This window comes from Stenotrophomonas sp. KH_036_B (assembly GCF_057839485.1).
The window spans coordinates 3,181,065-3,201,098 of sequence record NZ_CM174491.1 but is presented as its reverse complement, the minus strand read 5'-3'; the positions used below and the strand labels follow the sequence as shown (position 1 = coordinate 3,201,098).

16 protein-coding genes, 1 pseudogene and 1 riboswitch are annotated in these 20,034 nt (G+C 66.9%); of the genes and pseudogenes, 10 read left to right on the top strand and 7 right to left on the bottom strand.

Annotated features, from left to right (window positions below):
* Positions 1-17: 17 nt before the first annotated feature.
* Positions 18-500 carry a peroxiredoxin gene (locus AC3ITN_RS14380; protein WP_313342957.1) on the bottom strand — a complete coding sequence of 161 codons (483 nt, stop codon included), beginning with the start codon at positions 498-500 and terminating at the stop codon, positions 18-20.
* A 259-nt stretch (positions 501-759) separates the two neighbouring features.
* On the opposite strand from AC3ITN_RS14380, the gene AC3ITN_RS14375 reads away from it, so the two are divergent.
* Positions 760-1,653, top strand: coding sequence for a DnaJ C-terminal domain-containing protein (locus AC3ITN_RS14375; protein ID WP_489390935.1), 894 nt, complete (start codon positions 760-762; stop codon positions 1,651-1,653).
* A gap of 45 nt (positions 1,654-1,698) precedes the next feature.
* On the opposite strand, the gene pilH is transcribed toward AC3ITN_RS14375, so the two are convergent.
* A complete protein-coding gene (pilH, locus tag AC3ITN_RS14370; protein ID WP_313342962.1) occupies positions 1,699-2,082 on the bottom strand; it encodes a twitching motility response regulator PilH in 384 nt (127 codons plus the stop codon).
* Positions 2,083-2,171: 89 nt separating this feature from the next.
* Entirely contained in the window at positions 2,172-3,167 is a 996-nt protein-coding gene (locus AC3ITN_RS14365) for a YhdH/YhfP family quinone oxidoreductase (RefSeq protein ID WP_489390934.1), read from the bottom strand.
* A gap of 205 nt (positions 3,168-3,372) precedes the next feature.
* Between AC3ITN_RS14365 and hflK the strand changes: the two genes are divergently transcribed.
* From hflK to AC3ITN_RS14340, 5 genes are all read left to right on the top strand, one after another.
* A complete protein-coding gene (hflK, locus tag AC3ITN_RS14360) occupies positions 3,373-4,506 on the top strand; it encodes an FtsH protease activity modulator HflK (protein WP_489390933.1) in 1,134 nt (377 codons plus the stop codon).
* Positions 4,503-5,366: a protease modulator HflC gene (gene hflC / locus AC3ITN_RS14355; RefSeq protein WP_313342970.1), complete on the top strand. Its 864-nt coding sequence runs from the start codon at positions 4,503-4,505 to the stop codon at positions 5,364-5,366. Before hflK ends, hflC begins: the two co-directional genes overlap by 4 nt.
* Positions 5,367-5,681: 315 nt before the next feature.
* A complete protein-coding gene (locus tag AC3ITN_RS14350; protein ID WP_313342973.1) occupies positions 5,682-6,974 on the top strand; it encodes an adenylosuccinate synthase in 1,293 nt (430 codons plus the stop codon).
* 269 nt (positions 6,975-7,243) lie between these two features.
* Positions 7,244-7,504, top strand: a complete 261-nt coding sequence (locus tag AC3ITN_RS14345; protein ID WP_313342975.1) for a helix-turn-helix domain-containing protein — start codon at positions 7,244-7,246, stop codon at positions 7,502-7,504.
* Positions 7,501-8,757 carry a HipA domain-containing protein gene (locus tag AC3ITN_RS14340; RefSeq protein ID WP_489390932.1) on the top strand — a complete coding sequence of 419 codons (1,257 nt, stop codon included), beginning with the start codon at positions 7,501-7,503 and terminating at the stop codon, positions 8,755-8,757. The genes AC3ITN_RS14345 and AC3ITN_RS14340 overlap by 4 nt, the downstream gene beginning before the upstream one ends.
* 42 nt (positions 8,758-8,799) lie before the next feature.
* On the opposite strand, the gene AC3ITN_RS14335 is transcribed toward AC3ITN_RS14340, so the two are convergent.
* The 3 genes and pseudogenes from AC3ITN_RS14335 to AC3ITN_RS14325 form a co-directional block, all read right to left on the bottom strand.
* Complete coding sequence (locus tag AC3ITN_RS14335) at positions 8,800-9,339, bottom strand: hypothetical protein (protein WP_313342981.1); 540 nt, start codon at positions 9,337-9,339, stop codon at positions 8,800-8,802.
* A gap of 167 nt (positions 9,340-9,506) precedes the next feature.
* A pseudogene (locus AC3ITN_RS14330) lies at positions 9,507-9,659 on the bottom strand (HupB); the annotation flags it as partial.
* A 65-nt stretch (positions 9,660-9,724) separates the two neighbouring features.
* Positions 9,725-11,809 (bottom strand): catalase, encoded by a 2,085-nt coding sequence (locus tag AC3ITN_RS14325; protein WP_489390931.1) that lies wholly within the window; start codon positions 11,807-11,809, stop codon positions 9,725-9,727.
* A 154-nt stretch (positions 11,810-11,963) separates the two neighbouring features.
* Here AC3ITN_RS14325 and AC3ITN_RS14320 point away from each other — a divergent pair, with 154 nt between their 5' ends.
* Together AC3ITN_RS14320 and AC3ITN_RS14315 are read left to right on the top strand one after the other, a co-directional pair.
* A complete protein-coding gene (locus AC3ITN_RS14320; RefSeq protein WP_313342984.1) occupies positions 11,964-12,674 on the top strand; it encodes an AraC family transcriptional regulator in 711 nt (236 codons plus the stop codon).
* An 84-nt stretch (positions 12,675-12,758) separates the two neighbouring features.
* The gene (locus AC3ITN_RS14315) at positions 12,759-14,153 is read left to right on the top strand and encodes an amino acid permease (protein ID WP_489390930.1); all 1,395 of its coding nucleotides are present in this window, start codon (positions 12,759-12,761) and stop codon (positions 14,151-14,153) included.
* A gap of 293 nt (positions 14,154-14,446) precedes the next feature.
* Here AC3ITN_RS14315 and gcvP read toward each other — a convergent pair whose 3' ends face one another.
* Positions 14,447-17,317 carry an aminomethyl-transferring glycine dehydrogenase gene (gene gcvP / locus AC3ITN_RS14310; protein WP_489390929.1) on the bottom strand — a complete coding sequence of 957 codons (2,871 nt, stop codon included), beginning with the start codon at positions 17,315-17,317 and terminating at the stop codon, positions 14,447-14,449.
* 54 nt (positions 17,318-17,371) lie between these two features.
* A riboswitch (glycine riboswitch) is annotated at positions 17,372-17,473 on the bottom strand.
* 292 nt (positions 17,474-17,765) lie between these two features.
* Here gcvP and AC3ITN_RS14305 point away from each other — a divergent pair.
* Together AC3ITN_RS14305 and AC3ITN_RS14300 are read left to right on the top strand one after the other, a co-directional pair.
* Positions 17,766-18,989 carry a multidrug effflux MFS transporter gene (locus AC3ITN_RS14305; protein ID WP_313342993.1) on the top strand — a complete coding sequence of 408 codons (1,224 nt, stop codon included), beginning with the start codon at positions 17,766-17,768 and terminating at the stop codon, positions 18,987-18,989.
* Between the two features lie 84 nt (positions 18,990-19,073).
* The gene (locus AC3ITN_RS14300; protein WP_489390928.1) at positions 19,074-19,460 is read left to right on the top strand and encodes a hypothetical protein; all 387 of its coding nucleotides are present in this window, start codon (positions 19,074-19,076) and stop codon (positions 19,458-19,460) included.
* The last annotated feature ends 574 nt before the right edge of the window (positions 19,461-20,034 follow it).

Here is a 20,034-nt window from a genome sequence, read left to right as displayed (position 1 = left end):
CCTTTGTTGCGTGGGGGTCAGCTGGGCAGATGCTCCAGCACGTACTGGGCCGAAGACACCTCGAACGTGCCGGGCGCTTCGATGAAGGTTGCGCGCACCACGCCGTCGTCGACATACAGCGCGAAACGACGCGAGCGCAGGCCCATGCCCGAGCTGCTGGCGTCCATTTCCAGGCCCAGTGCGCGGGTGAATTCGCCGTTGCCGTCCGACAGCAGCTGCAGCCCGTCGGGCACCTGCTGGCTCTCGCCCCAGGCCTTCATCACGAACGGGTCGTTGACCGCCATGCAGAACACGTCGATGCCGCGGTGGCGGAAGTCGGCGAAGTGCTCGACGTAGCCAGGCAGGTGGCGGGCCGAACAGGTCGGGGTGAAGGCGCCGGGCACGGCGAACAGCACGGCCTTGCGACCGTCGAACAGGGCATGGGTGTCCAGGGTCTCCATGCCTTCGCGGATCCGCTTGAGCGTGACTTCGGGAATACGGTCGCCAATCTGGATGGTCATGGAAGCTCCTGGTTCACCGGCAGGGTAGTGAGCGGCATGGGAGGGTGGCGTCAAAACGTTGAAAACGGTGCGTGCACGCCCATCTTCGAGGGGCGGGCGGATACGGCGCGGGTCCCTGTTCCGATGACCCTGCCCGGGTGATGGGGCCGCCGCATTGCGCAGGATCATCCCCGGATCACGGCAGGCGCGCCGCCAGCCGCTAGAATTGCGCGGACGGTGCCCGCCGGCGCGGGTGGCCGAACTTATTCGAGGTGTATGGATGGAATTCAAGGACTACTACGCAACGCTCGGCGTGGAACCCAGCGCGGGCGATGCCGAGATCAAGACCGCCTACCGCCGGCTGGCGCGCAAGTACCACCCGGACGTGAGCAAGGAGGCCGGTGCGGAAGATACGTTCAAAGCGGTCAACGAGGCCTACGAGGCCCTGCGTGATCCGCAGAAGCGCGCCGCCTACGACCAGCTCAAAGCGCAGGGTTACCGCCCGGGCGAAGAGTTTCATGCGCCGCCCAATTACGGCGGGGCGCAGGGCTTTGATTTCGAGGAAACGTTCGGTGGCGGTGCGGGCGGCGGCTTCAGCGACTTCTTCGAGAGTCTGTTCGCGCGCCAGCGCGGCGGCGGTGGCGGCCGGGCCAGTGGCTTCGGCGGCGCCGGCGCGGGTCCCCAGCCGATCCGCGACACCCGTGCCAAGCTGTCGGTGCCGCTGGAGGCGGCCTACGGTGGCGACAGCCTGCGCATCACGGTCAACGGCAAGCAGCTCGACGTGCGCGTGCCCAAGGGCATCCGCCCCGGCCAGGTGATCCGGCTGACCGGGCAGGGCACCAACGGCGGCAATCTGCTGCTCGAAGTGGAATATGCCGCGCACCCGCAGTTCGAGGTGGATGGTCGCAACATTCTGTATACGCTGGATGTCGCCCCATGGCAGGCGGCGCTGGGCACCTCGATCAGCGTGCCCACGCTCGGCGGCGCGGTGGAGCTGAAGGTGCCGGCCGGTTCGGATGCCGGTCGCAAGCTGCGGCTGCGGGGTCGTGGCCTGCCGGGCAATCCCGACGGCGACCAGATCGTGGAGCTGGAGATCATCGCCCCGGTGCCCACCGACGAGGCGCAGAAGAAGGCCTACCGTGCGTTGGCCAAGGCCTTCGGCGAGAAGATATGAGGGATGCGGCGTACCGACCAGGGTCGGTACGTCCTTCGCCTGCGATCAGGCCGCCGGCGGTTCCTGGCTGCTGAACACCCGCTCCAGCACCTCGGACAGTTCGTCTTCGGAGAACGGCTTGGTGATGTAGGCCTTGGCGCCCTGGCGCATGCCCCACATGCGGTCGGTGTCCTGGTCCTTGGTGGTCACCAGGATCACCGGAATGTGCTTGGTGGTCGGTTCGCGCGACAACGTGCGGGTCGCCTGGAAGCCGTTGAGCTCGGGCATGACCACGTCCATCAGCACCAGGTCGGGCAGCTCGGCCTTGGCCACTTCCACGCCGGCTGCGCCATTTTCAGCGGTCAACGTCTCATGCCCCAGTTTTTCGACGATGCGCTTGATGCCCAGCTGCTGCGACGGTGAATCGTCGACGATCAGAATCCGTGCCATGTTGTTCCCCATGTGATGCTCGCAGTGTAGTGCCGCGCCCGTGTCAGCGTGAAGCATCCACCGCGCCGTCCGTCGCCCAGCTGCAACGCTCAGTCGATCCGCACCACGGTACGGCCCAGCGAGCCGCCTGCCAGCATGCCGTCGAACACCGTTGGCAGCCCGTCGAGGCCGATCTCGCGGGTACAGATCGTGTCGAGATGGTGGGGCTTCCATGCACCGCCCAGCATGTCCCAGACCTGTTCGCGCAGCGTGCGCGGTGCCGACGACGACGACACGCCCAGCAGCGACACGCCGCGGATGATGAAGGGCATTACGGTCATGTCCAGTGCCGGGCTGGCGGCCAGGCCTGCGCTGACCACGCTGCCGTACGGCACGGTCTGGGCGAGCAGGCTGGCCAGCATCGGGCCGCCGGCGTTGTCCAGGCCGCCGCCGAAACGCGCCGACTCCATCGGGCGGGTCGTGGCAAGGGCGTCGCGCGGCAGCACCTCGCGGGCGCCGAGCCCGCGCAGGTATGCCACCTGGTCGGCCTTGCCGCTGATCGCATGCACCTCGAACCCGGCGCGGCTGAAGATGTCCACCGCCAGCGACCCCACGCCACCGGTGGCCCCGGTCACCGCCAACGGGCCGTGCGCCGGGGTCAGCCGGTTGTCCACCATGCGCAGCAGCGCCAGCGCGGCGGTGAAGCCGGCGGTGCCCAGGATCATGGCCTCGCGCGCACTGAGCGCGGGGGGGCGGGCGATCACCGCGCTCGATTCCAGCCGCACATACTGGCTGTAGCCGCCATCGCGGGTCTCGCTGAGTCCGCAGCCGGTGGCCAGCACCGCATCGCCTTCGCGCCAGGCCGGGTCCGTCGAGGCGACCACCGTGCCGGCCACGTCAATCCCGCCCACCAGCGGGAAGCGGCGCAGGATCCTGCCCTTGCCGGTGCCTGCCAGTGCGTCCTTGTAGTTCACCGACGACCATTCGGCGCGGACCACCACCTCGCCCGGGTTGAGCTGGTCCAGTCCGATCGACTCCAGGCCACTGTGATGGCCCCGGTCGTCCTGGTGGATGCGGAAGGCGGTGAACGGGTCGGGGATCGCCATGGGAAGGCCTTGAAATGGGGGGCTCCACCTTACCAAGCGACGCCGCAAGGGAGCGGGGCCGGTCCGGGGCCGGTGATGAATCGCGTCCTGTCGGTCGTTGCCCCTTCCAATCCTGTCGGTCAGCCCCATCTAGTAGAATCGGGCGGGATTCAACGGTTGACGGTGCGGGAATGGCCCGCAGGCAACCTTTACTGATGGAGCGTGCATGGCCTGGAACACACCCGGCGGCAACAAGGGCGGACAAGGCCCCGACGAGAATCGACGAGGGCCGTTCGGGCCCCGCGGCGGCGGCGGTGGCGGAGGGGGTTGGGGCGGCTTGCCTGGACCGCTGAAGGACCTGTTCGACGGCGGCATCCTGCGTTGGGTGGCGGTGGCGGTGGTTCTGCTGCTGCTGTTCTCCAGCTTCCAGCTGATCGGCGAACAGCAACGTGGCGTGGTGCTGCGCTTCGGCCAGTTCTCGCGGATCCTGCAGCCGGGCCCGAACTTCAAGCTGCCGTGGCCGATCGAGTCGGTGACCAAGGTCAACGCGACCCAGATCAAGACCTTCAGCAGCGAAGTGCCGGTGCTGACCCGCGACGAGAACATCGTGCGCGTGTCGCTCAACGTGCAGTACCGCATCGACGATCCGCGCCTGTACCTGTTTGGTTCGGTCTCGGCCGACCAGGTGCTCGAGCAGTCCGCGCAGAGCGCCGTGCGCGAGCAGGTTGGCCGCGCCGACCTCAACGCCGTGCTCAACAACCGTGGCCCGCTGGCGGTGGTCGCGCAGGAACGCCTGCAGGCCGCGCTCAAGGCGTATCGCACCGGCCTGGTCGTGACCGGCCTGACCCTGCCCGATGCCCGTCCGCCGGAGGAGGTCAAGCCGGCCTTCGACGAGGTCAACGGTGCCCAGCAGGTCAAGGAACGCCTGATCAACGAAGCCCAGGCCTACGCCGCCAAGGTGGTGCCCGAAGCCCGTGGCCAGGCCTCGCGCGCACGTACCACCGCCGAGGGTTACAAGCAGGCTGCCGTGGCCCGCGCCCAGGGTGATGCCGAACGCTTCAGCATGCTGCAGGTCCAGTACAAGGACGCACCGGACGTTACCCGCAAGCGCCTCTGGCTGGAAACCGTGGAAAAGGTGCTGTCGGAGAACCGCAAGGTCATCGGCGGCGATGGCCGTCAGCTGATCTACGTGCCGATGCCCGACAACCGTGCCGGCAACGCCGCGGCCGGCAGTGCCACCCCGCTGGTGACCCCGGAAGTGATGATGCCGTCGCTGCCGGCCAGTACGCCGGTGGATGGCGTACGCAATGCCGAGCGCCCCACCACGCGACCGAGCGGTCGTGAAGGAGCCATCCGATGAAGAGTTCGCTGTGGATCGGCTTGGCCGTCGCCACGCTGTTGGCCCTGCTGGGGTCGGTGTTCGTGGTCCGTGAGGACCAGACCGCGATGGTGCTGAACCTGGGCAAGGTGGTGCGTGCGGACATCAAGCCCGGCATCCACTTCAAGGTGCCGCTGGTCGAAACGGTGCGCGTGTTCGACCGTCGCCTGAAGGTGCTGGCCACGGCCCCGGCGCGTTACTTCACCGCCGAGCAGAAGGACGTCAGCGTCGACTTCTTCGCCATTGGCTACATCTCCAACGTGCGCGATTACTATCGCGCCACGGGTGGCGACGCCAGCGTTGCCGATGCGCGCCTGGCCCCGATCATCACCGACTCGCTGCGCAACCAGATCAACTCGCGTTCGCTGCAGCAGCTGGTGTCCGGCGACCGCAGCGAACTGATCGCCGGGCAGTTGACCGGCATCAACGAGGCGGTGAAGGGGTTGGGCATGCACATCATCGACCTGCGCATCAAGCAGATCGACCTGCCGACCGACAGCCAGGTGATCAATGACGTGTACGAGCGCATGCGCGCCCAGCGCAAGCAGGAAGCCGCCAAGCTGCGTGCCGAGGGTGAGGAACAGTCGCTCACCATCCGTGCCCAGGCGGATCGCGAGAGCACCGTGATCGTGGCCGAGGCCGAACGCGACGCCCAGCGCCTGCGCGGTGCCGGCGATGCCGAAGCGGCCCAGATCTACGGCAAGGCCGGCTCGGCCGATCCGTCGTTCTTCTCGTTCTACCGCAGCCTGGAGGCCTACCGGAACTCCATGACCGACGGCAACGGCGTCATCGTGCTGGACAAGAACGACCCGTTCCTGCAGTACCTCAAGAACGATCGTTAAGGGTTGGGGCCGGCGCAGCCGGCCCCAAACCGCAGTAGTGCCGGCCGCTGGCCGGCTCCAAGTCAACCCCACCGCGGTACGCAGGATGAAGGTCTGGCCGGATGGGGTGGCATGCGCCCCCGGAAACCCGGATAATGCACAAAAGCCGGTCGGGCCCTCTGTTCCAGAGCACCTCGTCCGGCTTTTTCCGTGTCCGGGCACCTCGTCGCCGGCGCGCTCCCCGCTGGAGCCTGCCACCCCGCGCCGAACCGCGCCTTGTCACGGTCCCAAACCCGCGGCCCCGATGGCCGCAAAAAAAACGAGGAGTTACCCGTCATGGGTCAGTCAGTTGTCGTGTTGGGTGCCCAGTGGGGCGATGAGGGCAAGGGCAAGATCGTCGATCTGCTCACCGAGGAAATCGGCGCCGTCGTGCGCTTCCAGGGCGGCCACAATGCCGGCCACACGCTTGTCATCAATGGCAAGAAGACCGTGCTGCACCTGATCCCGTCGGGCATCCTGCGTGCAGACGCGCTGTGCCTGATCGGCAACGGCGTGGTGATCTCCCCGGCGGCCCTGCAGAAGGAAATCGCCGAGCTGGAAACCTCCGGCGTGGAAGTGCGTTCGCGCCTGAAGATCTCCCCGGCCGCGCCGCTGATCATGCCGTACCACATCGCCCTGGACCAGGCGCGCGAACGCGCTGCCGGCGGCAAGGCGATCGGCACCACCGGCCGTGGCATCGGCCCGGCATATGAAGACAAGGTGGCGCGTCGCGGCATCCGCATCGCCGACCTGCACTACCCGGCCCAGCTCGAAGAGCTCCTGCGCACCGCGCTGGATTACCACAACTTCGTACTGACCAATTACCTCAAGACCGACGCCGTCGACTTCCAGAAGACCTACGACGAAGCACTGGCCTTCGGCGAATACGTCCAGCCGATGAAGTCCGACGTGGCCGGCATCCTGCACGACCTGCGCAAGCAGGGTAAGCGCGTGCTGTTCGAAGGCGCCCAGGGCGCGCTGTTGGACATCGACCACGGCACCTACCCGTACGTCACCAGTTCCAACACCACCGTCGGCGGCGCGCTGGCCGGCGCCGGCGTCGGCGCGGACGCGATCGACTACGTGCTGGGTATCGCCAAGGCCTACGCCACCCGCGTCGGCGGCGGCCCGTTCCCGACCGAGCTGGACGACGAGATCGGCCAGGGCATCCGCGACCGTGGTGCCGAGTACGGCGCCTCGACCGGCCGTCCGCGTCGCTGCGGCTGGATGGACATCGTCGCGCTCAAGCGCGCCGTGGCCATCAACGGCATCAGCGGCCTGTGCATCACCAAGCTGGACGTGCTGGATGGCATGGAAAAGCTGAAGGTCTGCATCGCCTACGAATACCGTGGCAAGCGCACCGAATACGCGCCGCTGGACGCACAGGGCTGGGAAGAGTGCACCCCGGTGTACCTGGAGTTCCCGGGCTGGAACGAGAACACCCACGGCATCACCGAGTGGGACAAGCTGCCGGCGGCCGCCCGCGCTTACCTGCGCGCGCTGGAAGAGCTGGCGGGCTGCCCGGTCAGCATCGTCTCCACCGGCCCGGACCGCGACCACACCATGGTCCTGCAGGACCCGTTCGCCTGATTCAGGCGCCGGGCCACTCCCGCCACCCACCGGCGTAGTGCCAGGCCCTGCCTGGCAAACCAGAAGCCCCGCGCAAGCGGGGCTTCTGCTATCCGCGACGCTGACATACCCATATTGGGTACAGCCTGTCGATTTCGAAGCTATTGTTTCGTTGGAATGCTCTTTGCGTCCATTCCCTGCCATTTCGAAACAATTACTTAGAAGCCATTGCAAACACCTTCATTGCCCAGCATGATAGAAACAACTGCTTAGATTCGGTAGCGACCGTCGTGATCGACATCAAAGTGAAAACCCCTGAAGACATCGGCGAGATCATCCGCCGTGTCCGCCGCAACCAAGGGATCCGCCAGGACGATCTGGCCGCATACATCGACTCCAGCCATGTCTTCATGCGCGATGCGGAGCGCGGGAAGCCTTCGGTGCAGCTGGGCAGAGTGCTCCGCGCGCTGGATGAGCTGGGAATCAAAGTCACGCTGCAGGTCCCGGACGCGGTCATGGAACCCAAATCAACGCGGTCCGGTGCCAAGTGAACGCATCCTCGCGGCGCCTGCTGTGCGTGTGGCTGGATACAGCCTTGGTAGGTCGGCTCTCCGAAGAGGGGAATATCTGGCGGTTCGACTACGAACCAGCGTGGGAAGGGGGCGACCTGTCACCCGCCATTCGCCGCTCACAAGGTTCCATCCTCGACGGAGCATCGCTCCGACCGGTCCAGTGGTTTTTCAGCAACCTGCTGCCAGAGGAAGGCGCGAAGGTCCTCCTCGCGCAGGATGCGCGCGTGGATGCTGCCGACAACTTCGGCTTGCTGCAATTCTACGGCCGCGAATCAGCAGGAGCCCTGACGCTGCTGCCCGAGGGTGAAGGCATTTCGCCTGCCAGCCTCCAGCCGTTGAGCGATGAAGCCCTCTCCGAGCGAATCCGGCGCCTGCCCCAGGTTCCCTTGAGCCATGACGCGCCCAAACGCATGTCGCTGGCGGGTGCGCAGCACAAGCTTGCCGTGACAGTGCTGGAGGAAGGCATTTTCGAACCGGTAGGATCCGAGCCTTCCACTCACATCCTCAAGCCGGATCACCCGCAGCCGGACCATTACTGGCAGACCACCATCAACGAGTGGTTTGTGATGCGACTGGCATCGGCGGTAGGAATGGATGCGGCGGAAGTGACCATTCGACGCGTTCCCGAGGCCGTATATCTGGTGCGGCGCTTTGATCGTACCTTCCGGACACCGGTCGAACGTCTGCCGGTGCTGGACGCGTGCCAGATGCTCTCCCTGGACGCAGTATTCAAATACAGGGAAGCGACGTCGGCGGCATTGACTGCGCTCATCGAACGTTGCGTACATAAAGCCGACACGCGCGCCCGACTTTACCGGTGGTGGCTGTTCAACCTGATCACGGGCAACTCCGACGCGCACCTGAAGAATCTCAGCTTCCTCGGCGGGCCGGACGGATGGGTATTGGCGCCGCACTACGACTTGATCTGTACCAGCATCTACGCGGCAGGCAATGCGTGGGGGGACGATGTGCCCGTTACGCCTCCGGGCGGGGTGTCCTACAAGCAGGTGAGTCGCGGCAGTGCCATTGCGTTTGGCGCCACCATCGGAATCAACGCCCGGGCGGCCGAACGCGAGCTGGATTACCTGCTTGAGCGCGTTCAAGCGCACGCCGGCAAGCTCTACGACGAGTACGAAAACGGCGCCGCGCGCGGCGTGGATCCGGGAGAAGCCCGTCTGATCAGAGGGATCATCCATGGGCCGGTCAACGACATGCTCGCTCAGCTGCAGTAGCGCCGGCGGCATTGTGCTCTACGTGAGCGGCCCCATTGCCGCTTACTTCAGTTCGAAGGACGACTGCAACGGAAGGCTGACGTTGCGCACGGTGTCGCGCACGGTGATCGCCACGGTCCACGTGCCATGCGGATCGCCCGCTTCAGCAGTGAATTTCATCCCTACCGAAGAGAGGTAGACACTGTTGGGGTCGGTATCGAGCTGGGTGACGAAGCAGGGCAGGTCATGCTCGTCGCCGCTCAGGCTGCCGTCGGGACGGGTGATCCGCAGGTCGCAGCGCACCTGCGCCATGCCGGCGGCGTCCAGCGTCGGATTGGTCAGGAAGGAAAGGATGTAGAGCGAGCCGCCTTCCTTGACCTCGGTGGCCAGTTCGAAGCGCGGCACCCCGTTGACCGGGTTTTCCCACTTCTGTTGCCATTCCGGGTCTGCGGTGACCACCATCGAGGCAGAGAAGCCTTCGCTGGATTTCGCCGACGACGTGTCGGGCAGGGCGTTGCCCTGGCCATCGTGGAGTGCCGTCTGTGCCAGTGCGGACAACGGCATCAGCAAGGCCAACAAGGCCAGCGTGCGTGCAGATTTCATGTAAGTGGTTCCCCTGTCCGCATCCTGCGGCGATGCACCGAGTATCGCCGATGACGGGCCGGGAGCGTCAAGCCGACAGACGGGGTGTGGGAAGGCGTCGCTCTACCCCGTCCGAAGCAGTTGTCCGGGAACCAACCCTACCGGCCCGCGGCCTTCTTGGGTGCATGCTTCTTTCCGCCGCCGTCTTGTTTATTGACCGTGGCCCAGGCGATGCGCTCGGCGGCTTCATCGCTGCGGCCTTCAGCTTTCTCGCTTTCCTCGATGTGCTCGGCCTGGCGTTTCTGCGTGTCGGTATAGCTGGATTTGTCTCCGCGGGGCATGGGAATCGTCCTGTGTCGGGAAGCCAGGAAAGAGCGGACCAACGGTCCGCTCCTACCGGGGTGGGTCAGGCGAGGGTGCGCACCTTGGATTCGCGGGCCCATTGGCGGGTCGCCGCCGCAGCGACGAAGCCCTTGGCGTCTTCTGCTTCCACCACGCCGTTGTCCTTGCCCACGCGCGCGGTTTTCAGCAGCAGTTGCGCGCCCTCATCGGCAGCAATCGCCTTCAGGTGAGCCCACGCGTCGGCAGCGAAGTCGATCGCCGCCGATTCCTTGGACAAACGCTTGGCAGCGTCGGCGCTGAGCACGATGGCCACCGCGTCGAACACCACCGACGGCGTACCGGCCAGCTGGCCGTCGGCCGGCTGCAGCTTGCCGTCGGTCAGCTTGCCACCGCCGACCTTGGGTGCCACCAGCTTGACCTTTGCACCGGCCTTCTCGGCCGCCTTGCGCAGGTTGGCGATCAACCCGGCATCGGAGCCTTCGTCGAACAGGATGCCCACGCAGCGCCCCTTGAGCAGGTCCTTGGTGCGGCCGATCACCCGCACCTCGGGGGCCCTGGGCATGTCCTTGGCCGGCGTGGCGGTCGGCGCCGGTTCGGGCAGGGCCGGCATGGCCAGACCGTCGGCAACGCGCTTGGCCAGCGCATCGTCGATGTTGCGCAGGTGGCTCACGGTGCGCTCGCGCACGGCGACCGTTTCCACCTTCGACAGCTCAAACACCAGGGCCGACGCCAGGTGTGCCTGCTCCGGCGCTTCCAGGCTGCGGAAGAACATGCGCGCCTGGCTGTAGTGGTCGGCGAAGCTGGCGGCGCGCACGCGGCCCTTGCGGCCGTCATCGCCCGGCGTGGCGTGGCTGGCAAAGCCGTCGGCGGTCTCGCGAGGGCTGTCGCCCTGCAGGGAGCTGGGATCGTAGGCAACCCGGCCCTTGGGGATCGCCATCTGCATGTGGCCATCGCGCTGGTGGTTGGCGAACGGGCACTTGGGTGCGTTGACCGGGATCTGGTGGAAGTTCGGGCCGCCCAGGCGGCTGAGCTGGGTGTCCAGGTAGGAGAACAGGCGACCCTGCAGCAGGGGGTCATTGCTGAAGTCGATGCCCGGCGGCACGTTGGCCGGGCAGTACGCGACCTGCTCGGTTTCGGCGAAGAAGTTGTCCGGCCAGCGGTCGAGCACCATCCGCCCGATCACCGTGAGCGGCACCAGCGATTCGGGAATGATCTTGGTCGGGTCCAGATGATCGAACGGGAACGCCTCGGCCTCCTCCTCGGTGAACAGCTGCACCGCCAGTTCCCATTCGGGGAAGTCGCCCGCGGTGATGGCCTCGAACAGGTCGCGGCGGTGGAAGTCGTTGTCGGCGCCCTGCAGCTTGACCGCCTCGTCCCAGACCGTGGACTGCAGGCCCAGCTTGGGCCGCCAGTGGAACTTGACGAAGGTGGACTCGCCCGCCTCGTCGAGCAGGCGGAAACTGTGGATGCCGAATCCTTCGATGGTGCGCAGCGAGCGGGGAATGGTGCGGTCGCTCATCGCCCACATGATCATGTGCATCGATTCGGGCATCAGCGACACGAAGTCCCAGAAGGTGTCGTGCGCGCTGGCGGCCTGCGGGAACGCGCGGTCCGGTTCCATCTTGACCGCGTGGATCAGGTCGGGGAACTTGATCGCGTCCTGGATGAAGAATACCGGGATGTTGTTGCCCACCAGGTCCCAGTTGCCCTCGCGGGTGTAGAACTTGACCGCAAAGCCGCGCACGTCGCGCGGGGTATCGACCGAGCCGGCGCCGCCGGCCACGGTGGAAAAGCGGGTGAACACCGGGGTGCGTACGCCGACCTCGGTGAGCACGCGGGCGCGGGTGAACTCGTGCAGCGAGCGGGTCAGTTCGAAATAGCCGTGGGCCGCGCTGCCGCGTGCGTGCACGATGCGCTCGGGAATGCGCTCGTGGTCGAAGTGGGTGATCTTCTCGCGCAGGATGAAGTCTTCCAGCAGGGTCGGCCCACGTGGGGTATCGCGCAGCGAGTTCTGGTTGTCGGCAACCGGGATGCCCTGGTTGGTGGTCAGCGCGGGATGCCCGCCGCCGGCACGCTGGTGCAGTTCGTCGCCGTCTCCGCGGCGGTCGGTGGGTGGGGCGGATTTGCTGCGGGGCTTGCTGGTGGCCATGAGGCGACTCCGTGCTGGCGGGGATTCAACGCCCCACACTGGCGTCCACCGCGTTAATCGAAGGTGCGAGAACATGGCCCCGCTTGCACCTGCGCTTCACATGCGTGCCGGACAGGTATCCTTGGTGGCGTGTTCCCCTTCCCTGCACGCCCGCATGCGCGTTGAACCCGCCGACATCGAAGCCCTGTTCGATGCGATCCCCGACGTGCTGTTCTTCATGAAGGACTGCGACGGGCGCTATACGCACATCAACCAGACCATGCTGCGCCGGCTGGGGCTGAAGTCGCGCAAGGACGTGATCGGGCGTACCGCGGCGGAGATCTATCCCACCGGACTGGGCGCCGACTACGCCACCCAGGATGCGCAGGTGCTGGCCGGCACGGTGATCGAGAACCTGATGGAGCTGCACCTGTTCGCCAACCGCGAGCCCGGGTGGTGCCTGACCTGCAAGCGCCCGCTGCTGGTGGAGGGGCAGGTACGGGGGTTGATCGGGATTTCCCGCGATCTGGGCCAGAAGGACAGCCTGGGCACCCAGTACGAACAACTGCGCCTGGCCCTGGCGCATCTGAACGCGCATTACGCCGAGAACGTGCGCATGCAGACCCTGCTGGATATCACCGGGTTCTCGCTCTCCAAGCTGGAGCGCACGTTCCGCAAGGTGTTCCAGATGACCCCGCAGCAGGTGCTGACCCGCCTGCGCATCCAGATGGCGGTCCACCTGCTGCATGGCGGTGAGAGCATCGCCAGCATCGGCCAGGCCTGCGGGTTCACCGACCAGAGTGCGTTCACCCGCAAGTTCAAGGCCGAGGTCGGGGTGTCGCCCCGGGCCTACCGGGCGCAGATCGCCGAACGCCCCGAGGCCTGATTGCGGCGGGGCAGGGGAACCCCTATCCCGTCCGCCGGCTGGACAAGGTATGGTGTCGCACCTGTTGCCCGCCCCTCGATTCCGATGCCCGCATCCCAGATTCCGGCCGCCGCTGCGGCACCCGCCAACACCCGCCTCGGGCACGCGCTCAAGCCCCGCCAGCTGATCATGATGGGCCTTGGCAGCGCCATTGGCGCCGGCCTGTTCCTGGGCTCCGGCGTCGGCGTGCAGGCCGCCGGTCCGGCCGTGCTGCTGTCCTACCTGGTCGCCGGCGCGCTGGTGATCATCGTGATGAATGCGCTGGGCGAGATGGCGGCCGCCAAGCCCACCAGCGGTGCCTTCTCGGTGTACGCCGCCGATGCCATGGGCGCTACCGCCGGGGCCACCGTGGGCTGGCTGTGGTGGGTGCAGCTGGTGATCGTGATCGCCGCCGAGGCGGTGGGCGCGGCCGGCCTGCTGGCCACGGTATGGCCGGTCATTCCGGTGCCCATGGCGGCGCTGGCCTTCATGCTGTTCTTCACCGCGATCAACCTGTTGGGGGTGAAGAACTTCGGCGAGTTCGAGTTCTGGTTCGCCATCCTCAAGGTGGTGGCGATTATTGGGTTCATCCTGATCGGCGCCGCCTTGCTGCTGGGCTGGCTGCCGGACGTGGCCTCACCGGGGCTGAGCAACTTCACCCAACACGGTGGCTTCGCGCCCAACGGCCTGGCCGGGATCGGTGCGGCGCTGCTGGTGGTGGTGTTCGCTTTCGGTGGCACCGAGATCGTGGCGGTGGCCGCGGCCGAAACCGAAGACCCCGAGCGCAGCATCGCCCGTGCCATCCGCACCGTGGCCTGGCGCATCCTGGTGTTCTACATTGGTTCGTTGAGCGTGATCATCGCCGTGGTGCCGTGGACCAGCGAGGGGCTCAGGTCGCCGTTCGCCGCCGTGCTGCAGGTGGCCAACATCCCCGGTGCGGCCACCGCCATCACCCTGATCGCGGTGATTGCGCTGCTGTCGGCGCTCAACGCCAACCTGTATGGCGCCTCGCGCATGATGTATTCGCTGGCCCGGCGCTGCGAAGCGCCGGCGGTGCTCGGCTGGACCGACCCGCGCCAGGTGCCGATCATCGCGGTGTTGGCCAGCGTGCTGTTCGGTTTCGCCGCCACGGTGCTGGAGCTGGTGTTCCCGGACAAGGTGCTGCCCGTCCTGTTGAACATCGTCGGCTCGACCTGCCTGCTGGTCTGGACGATCTCGCTGCTGTCCCAGCTGATCCTGCGCCACCGTGCCAACCGCGACGGCACCCGCCTGCCGTTCCGCATGAGCGGCTACCCGTACCTGACCCTGCTCGGCCTGGGCGTGCTGGCGCTGATCTTCGGCCTGCTGCTGTCCGAATCGCACACCCGCATTCAATTCCTGTCGATGGCCGCGCTGACGGCGGTGATCGCGATCACCAGCGAAATCGCGCGGCGCGTACGCCGAAAAGGCCATGAGGGGTAATGCTTCTGCTCCCGCAGCGACCCGTGACGTAGCAACCGGCCGTAGAGCCACGCCCTGCGTGGCTACCGCGCGCAGCGCGGTACAAGCGTCCGAAGCAGGATCACCGCGGCGCAACGGTACCGCCCGACGTTTGGACCCTGCCGAAGAAGACCGTCCGGGTTCATGATCCCGGAACGAAGAGCAGCCACGCAGGGCGTGGCTCTACGGGTCCGGGCCCGGTAAGACGGGGCATCGCACCCAACAGAAGACGGCCCGCTTTCGCGGGCCGTCTTCGTTTCAGCAGGGCAGGAGGCTCAGACCTCCACGCCCTCGTCTTCCTTGTACGCATCCACCGGGATGCAGGCGCACATCACGTTCTTGTCGCCGTAGACGTTGTCCACGCGCGCCACCGGCGGCCAGTATTTCTGCTGGCGCAGGCTGGCCAGCGGGAAGGCGGCCAGTTCCCGCGGGTAGGCATGCGACCACTCGCTGGCCGATACGGCGGTGGCGGTGTGCGGGGCGTGCTTGAGCGGGTTGTCCTCGCGGTCCAGGCGGCCGTCTTCGATCGCGGCGATTTCTTCGCGGATCTGGATCATCGCGTTGATGAAGCGATCCAGCTCATGCAGCGATTCGCTTTCGGTCGGTTCCACCATCAGCGTACCGGCGACCGGGAAGCTCAGGGTCGGGGCGTGGAAGCCGAAGTCGATCAGGCGCTTGGCCACGTCCTCGGCGCCGATGCCGGAGGTCTTCTCCAGCGGTCGCACGTCCAGGATGCACTCATGCGCCACCAGGCCATTGCGGCCCGTGTACAGCGTCTTGAAGTGCGGGGCCAGGCGCTTGGCGATGTAGTTGGCGTTGAGCAGGGCGACCTGGGTCGCCTTGCGCAGGCCGGCGGTGCCCATCAGGGTGATGTACATCCAGCTGATCGGCAGGATCGAGGCGCTGCCGAAGCTGGCCGCGCTGACCATGCCCACATCGCCTTCGCCGCCCAGCACCTTCGGCAGGAACGGCGCCAGGTGCGACTTGACCGCACACGGGCCCACGCCCGGGCCGCCACCGCCGTGCGGAATGCAGAAGGTCTTGTGCAGGTTCAGGTGCGATACGTCCGAACCCCACTTGCCGGGCTTGGCGACGCCGACCAGGGCGTTCATGTTGGCGCCGTCGGTGTACACCTGGCCGCCGTGCTGGTGGATGATCTCGCAGATCTCGACCACTTCCTCCTCGAACACGCCGTGCGTGGAGGGGTAGGTGATCATCAGCGCGGCCAGGCGGTCGCCGTACTTCTCGGCATTGACGCGGATGTCGTCGACGTCGACGTTGCCGTTGGCGTCGGTCTTGGTCACCACGACCTTCATGCCGCACATCTGCGCCGAGGCCGGGTTGGTGCCGTGCGCCGAATCGGGAATCAGGCAGACGTCGCGATGGCCTTCGCCGCGCGAGCGGTGGTAGGCGCGGATCGCCAGCAGGCCGGCGTACTCGCCCTGCGCGCCGGAGTTCGGCTGCAGGCTGACCGCGTCATAGCCGGTGCATTCGACCAGCATGGCTTCCAGGCCGTCGATCAGCTCCTTGTAGCCGGTGGCCTGGTCGGCCGGGGCCAGCGGATGGATGTTGGCGAACTCCGGCCAGGTCACCGGAATCATCTCGGCAGTGGCATTGAGCTTCATGGTGCAGCTGCCCAGCGGGATCATGGTGCGATCCATGGCCAGGTCCTTGTCGGCCAGCGAGCGCAGGTAACGCAGCAGCTCGTGTTCGCTGTGGTGGGTGTTGAACACCGGGTGGGTCAGGAAGGCGCTGGTGCGCACCAGGCCGGCCGGCAGTGCGTCGGCGGTGGCGGCGTCCAAGGCATCGATATCCACCGTGGCATCGAACAGCTGGCCGAGCGCGACGATGTCGGCCCGGGTGGTGGTTTCATCCAGGCTGATGCCGACCGCTTCGCTGTCGATCGCGCGCAGGTTGATGCGCGCGGCCGCGGCCTTGGCGTGGATCGCCTTGGCGTCGATGTCCTTGACGTGCAGGGTGTCGAAGAAGTGCTCGCCGACGTTGACGCCGGCGCCACGCAGCGCGGCGGCCAGGATCGCGGCCAGGCGGTGGGTGCGGCGCGCGATGCGGGTCAGTCCGTCCGGGCCGTGGTACACGGCGTACATCGAGGCCATCACCGCCAGCAGCACCTGCGCGGTGCAGATGTTGGAGGTCGCCTTCTCGCGGCGGATGTGCTGCTCGCGGGTCTGCAGGGTCAGGCGGTAGGCGGCATTGCCCTGCGCGTCGACCGACACGCCGATCAGGCGGCCCGGCATGGAGCGCTTGTAGGCGTCACGGCAGGCCATGAACGCGGCGTGCGGGCCGCCGAAACCGAACGGCACGCCGAAGCGCTGCGAGTTGCCCACCACAATGTCCGCGCCCCATTCGCCCGGTGCGGCAATCAGGGTCAGTGCCAGCAGGTCGGTGGCCACGGCCACCAGGCCGCCGCGCGCGTGCACGGCATCGGCCAGCGCCTTGTAGTCGCCCACGTGGCCGAAGGTGTCCGGGTACTGCAGCAGCACGCCGTAGGCCTCGGCCTCCATGGCTTCGGCCGGGGTGCCCACGCGCAGCACGATGCCCATCGGCTCGGCGCGGGTGCGCAGCAGCTCCAGCGTCTGCGGGTGCACGGCATCGTGCACGAAGAAGGTGTCGGATCTGCTCTTGGCCGAACGCTTGGCCAGGGTCATCGCCTCTGCCGCGGCGGTGGCTTCGTCCAGCAGCGAGGCGTTGGCGATCTCCATGCCGGTGAGGTCGGCGCACAGGGTCTGGAAGTTGATCAGCGCTTCCATGCGGCCCTGCGAGATCTCGGCCTGGTAGGGCGTGTACGCCGTGTACCACGCCGGGTTTTCCAGCACGTTGCGCAGGATGACGTTCGGGGTGAGGGTGCCGTAGTAGCCCTGGCCGATGAAGGTGCGGAACACCTGGTTCTTGTCGGCGATCGCGCGGATCTTGGCCAGCGCCTCCACTTCGGTCAGCGACTCGGGCAGCGCCAACGGTGCCGGCGACTTGATCCCGGCCGGCACGATCGCGTCGGTCAGCGCGTCCAGCGAGGCGTGGCCCACCACATCGAGCATCTGCGCGATCTCGGCGTCGTTGGGGCCGATGTGGCGTTCGACGAACGCGTGGCTGTGTTCAAGCTCGCGCAGGGAAGGGGTGTTCTTGGACATGACTGGCATCTCGGAGAGTGGGCACGCACGGTCAGAAGACCTTGCGGCCTTCCTGGGTGCCCCTCTGTCCTTTTGCCTGAGAGTTTAAAAGCGCGCATCTGCGTGCTCCGTGCCCCTTCGGCGCCGGCAGTGGCCGGTCTCTCCAGAGTTTTGGTGCGGGTGGTATCGGGCCTGAGCGATTACGGGCGTTGCGCCTTCGGCAGCGGGTGTCAAAACAACGGTCCGCTTCTCCCACCATGTAGCCCGGCGATTATAGCCCAGCGGCCAGCCCGTCAACGCCCGTCCGCCACATGAACAGGGGGCCCGAACCCGTCCCTCACCGGGCCTCGGGCATGGTGCCGGGCAGGCGGACGTCCTATCATGGCCGGATACTCGTATTCATCAGGTGCCACCCGTTCCGGGCCGGCGCCTTCCATGCGTTCGCGCATGGCCGTTGACGGAAGACCCGATGACGCCCGCCTCACCTTCGACCCGCCGCCTGGCCCTGCTGCTCGCCGGGCTGGCCATGTTCGGTCCGTTCTCGATCGACACCATTTTCCCGGCCTTCCTGCTGCTGGGCGAACGCATGCAGGTGGACCAGGTCGCGGTGCAGCAGACCGTGAGCGTCTACCTGCTGTTTTATGGGCTGATGAGCCTGGCGCACGGTCCGCTGTCTGATGCGTTCGGACGCCGCCGGGTGATCATCGGCGGGCTGGTACTGTTCATCGCCGCCTCGGTGGGGTGTGCGCTGTCGCGCGACCTGACCACGCTGCTGGTGTTCCGCGCGCTGCAGGGCGTGACCGCAGGCGTTGGCGTGATCGTGGGCCGCGCGGTCATCCGCGACCTCTACCACGGTGCAGACGCACAGCGACTGATGAGCCAGGTGTCGATGATCTTCGGCATCGCCCCGGCGATCGCGCCGATCATCGGCGGCTGGATCCTCCTCGGCGGCGGCGATTGGCCGTTGATCTTCTGGTTCCTGGTGGTGTTCGCGGTGGTGCTGCTGCTGGCCACCGGCAAGTGGTTGCCGGAGACCCACCCGGTGGAGGCGCGCACGCCGCTGTCGATGCGCGCGCTGCTGCGCAGCTACGTGAGCATGGGCACCAACCCGCGACTGCTGCGATTGGCGGCGGCCGGTGCGTTCAATTTCTCCGGCATTTTCCTGTACATCGCCTCGGCGCCGGTGTTCGTGATGCAGCACCTGAAGCTGGGCGAGGGCGGTTTTGCCTGGTTGTTCATCCCCACCATCGGCGGCATGACCGTGGGCTCGTTCCTGTCCGGTCGCATGGCGGGGCGGATGACGGCGCAGCGGCAGGTCGGGATCGGCTTTGCGCTGTGCGCGGTGTCGGCGGCGGTCAATCTTGCGTACGTGCTGTCGGTGGGGCAGATCGCGTTGCCGTGGGCGGTGCTGCCGATCTTCCTTGGTGGCGTGGGCATGGCGCTGATCTTCCCGATCCTGGCACTGGCGGTGCTGGACATGTACCCGCACCAGCGCGGCTTGGCCTCGTCCATGCAGATGTTCATCCAGCTGATGATCAACACCGTGGTGGCGGGCGTGGTGTCGCCCATGCTCAGCGCCCGGCCGCTGCACCTGGCGCTGGGGTACGCCGGCTTCTTCGCCATCGGTGCCAGCTTCTGGTACTGGGAACGCCGCTGCGAGCGTCGCCGCGACGCGCTGGCAGGCGCCGCCTGAGTCCCCGGTGCGCCGGGTTCGGCCCATGGTGCGCCTGGCCCGGTGCGCTATCCTTTGATCTTTGATGCAGTCCGGAAGTCCCCGATGTCGACCACCTCCAAACTGCGCCGTGACCTGCGCCGGCGCCGCGAAACCGAAGCAGCCAACCGTGAGAAGGCGCATGCCTCGCCGGTGGAACCGCATGCCGAACTGCGCGACCAGCAACGCACGCTGCTGGCGGGCGTGGTCCGCCGCGATGGCGAATGGGTGCTCGGCATGGACGGCCGCATCGCCGGCCAGACCACCAGCGCCGCGCGCGTGCTGGCGTTGATCATGCAGGCCGCCGAGCTGCAGGAGCGCCAGGGCACGCCGGTGCGCCTGGTGTATTCGGACGCGCTGAAAGACGCCGCACATGCCGAGGCCAAGGCCGAGGGCAAGGATTTCGAGCAGTTCAAGGAAGAACTCGCGGCTTCCCTAAAACCCAAGGCGTAACGCAACGCCCTGCGTGTCTGCGCCATAACACGCGCGCTCAACCAGACGCGGCTGCCGGTGGGGCGAGCGCGGGGCCGGCATACCCTTGCCTGCGAATGTCCCCCGGCGTCGGCCTGCGGCCGCCCCCTCCTCCTTTACTTCGCCACAAGGGCATGCCGGCCCCGCACTCGCCCCACCGGCGTTGCACCGTGCCCCCGCTTTTCCATCGCGAACCGCAAGCCGAGCCCCGTCGCGGCCGGTAGGTCCCTGGCAATGCCTAAAAAGGGGACGGAGGAGGTTAAGCCTCACCGTCCCCGATTAACGTCCTCCGTCCCGGATTTTGCCTTTTCCTGCGAACCGCAAGCCGAGCCCCGTCGCGGCCGGTAGGTCCCTGGCAAAGTAAAGGAGGAGGCGGCGGCGCAGGCCGACGCCGGGGGACATTTGCATAGGGGCCTGCCGGCCGCGGCGGGGCCCTAAACGCTCGCGGCAGATCCGATCGAAGACCGTGCGCCAAGCTTCGACGGCCCGTGGGAACGAGACGTTCCGCTCCCTTGCGCGAAGAACCAAAAAAAAAGCCGGCCATGCAGGCCGGCTT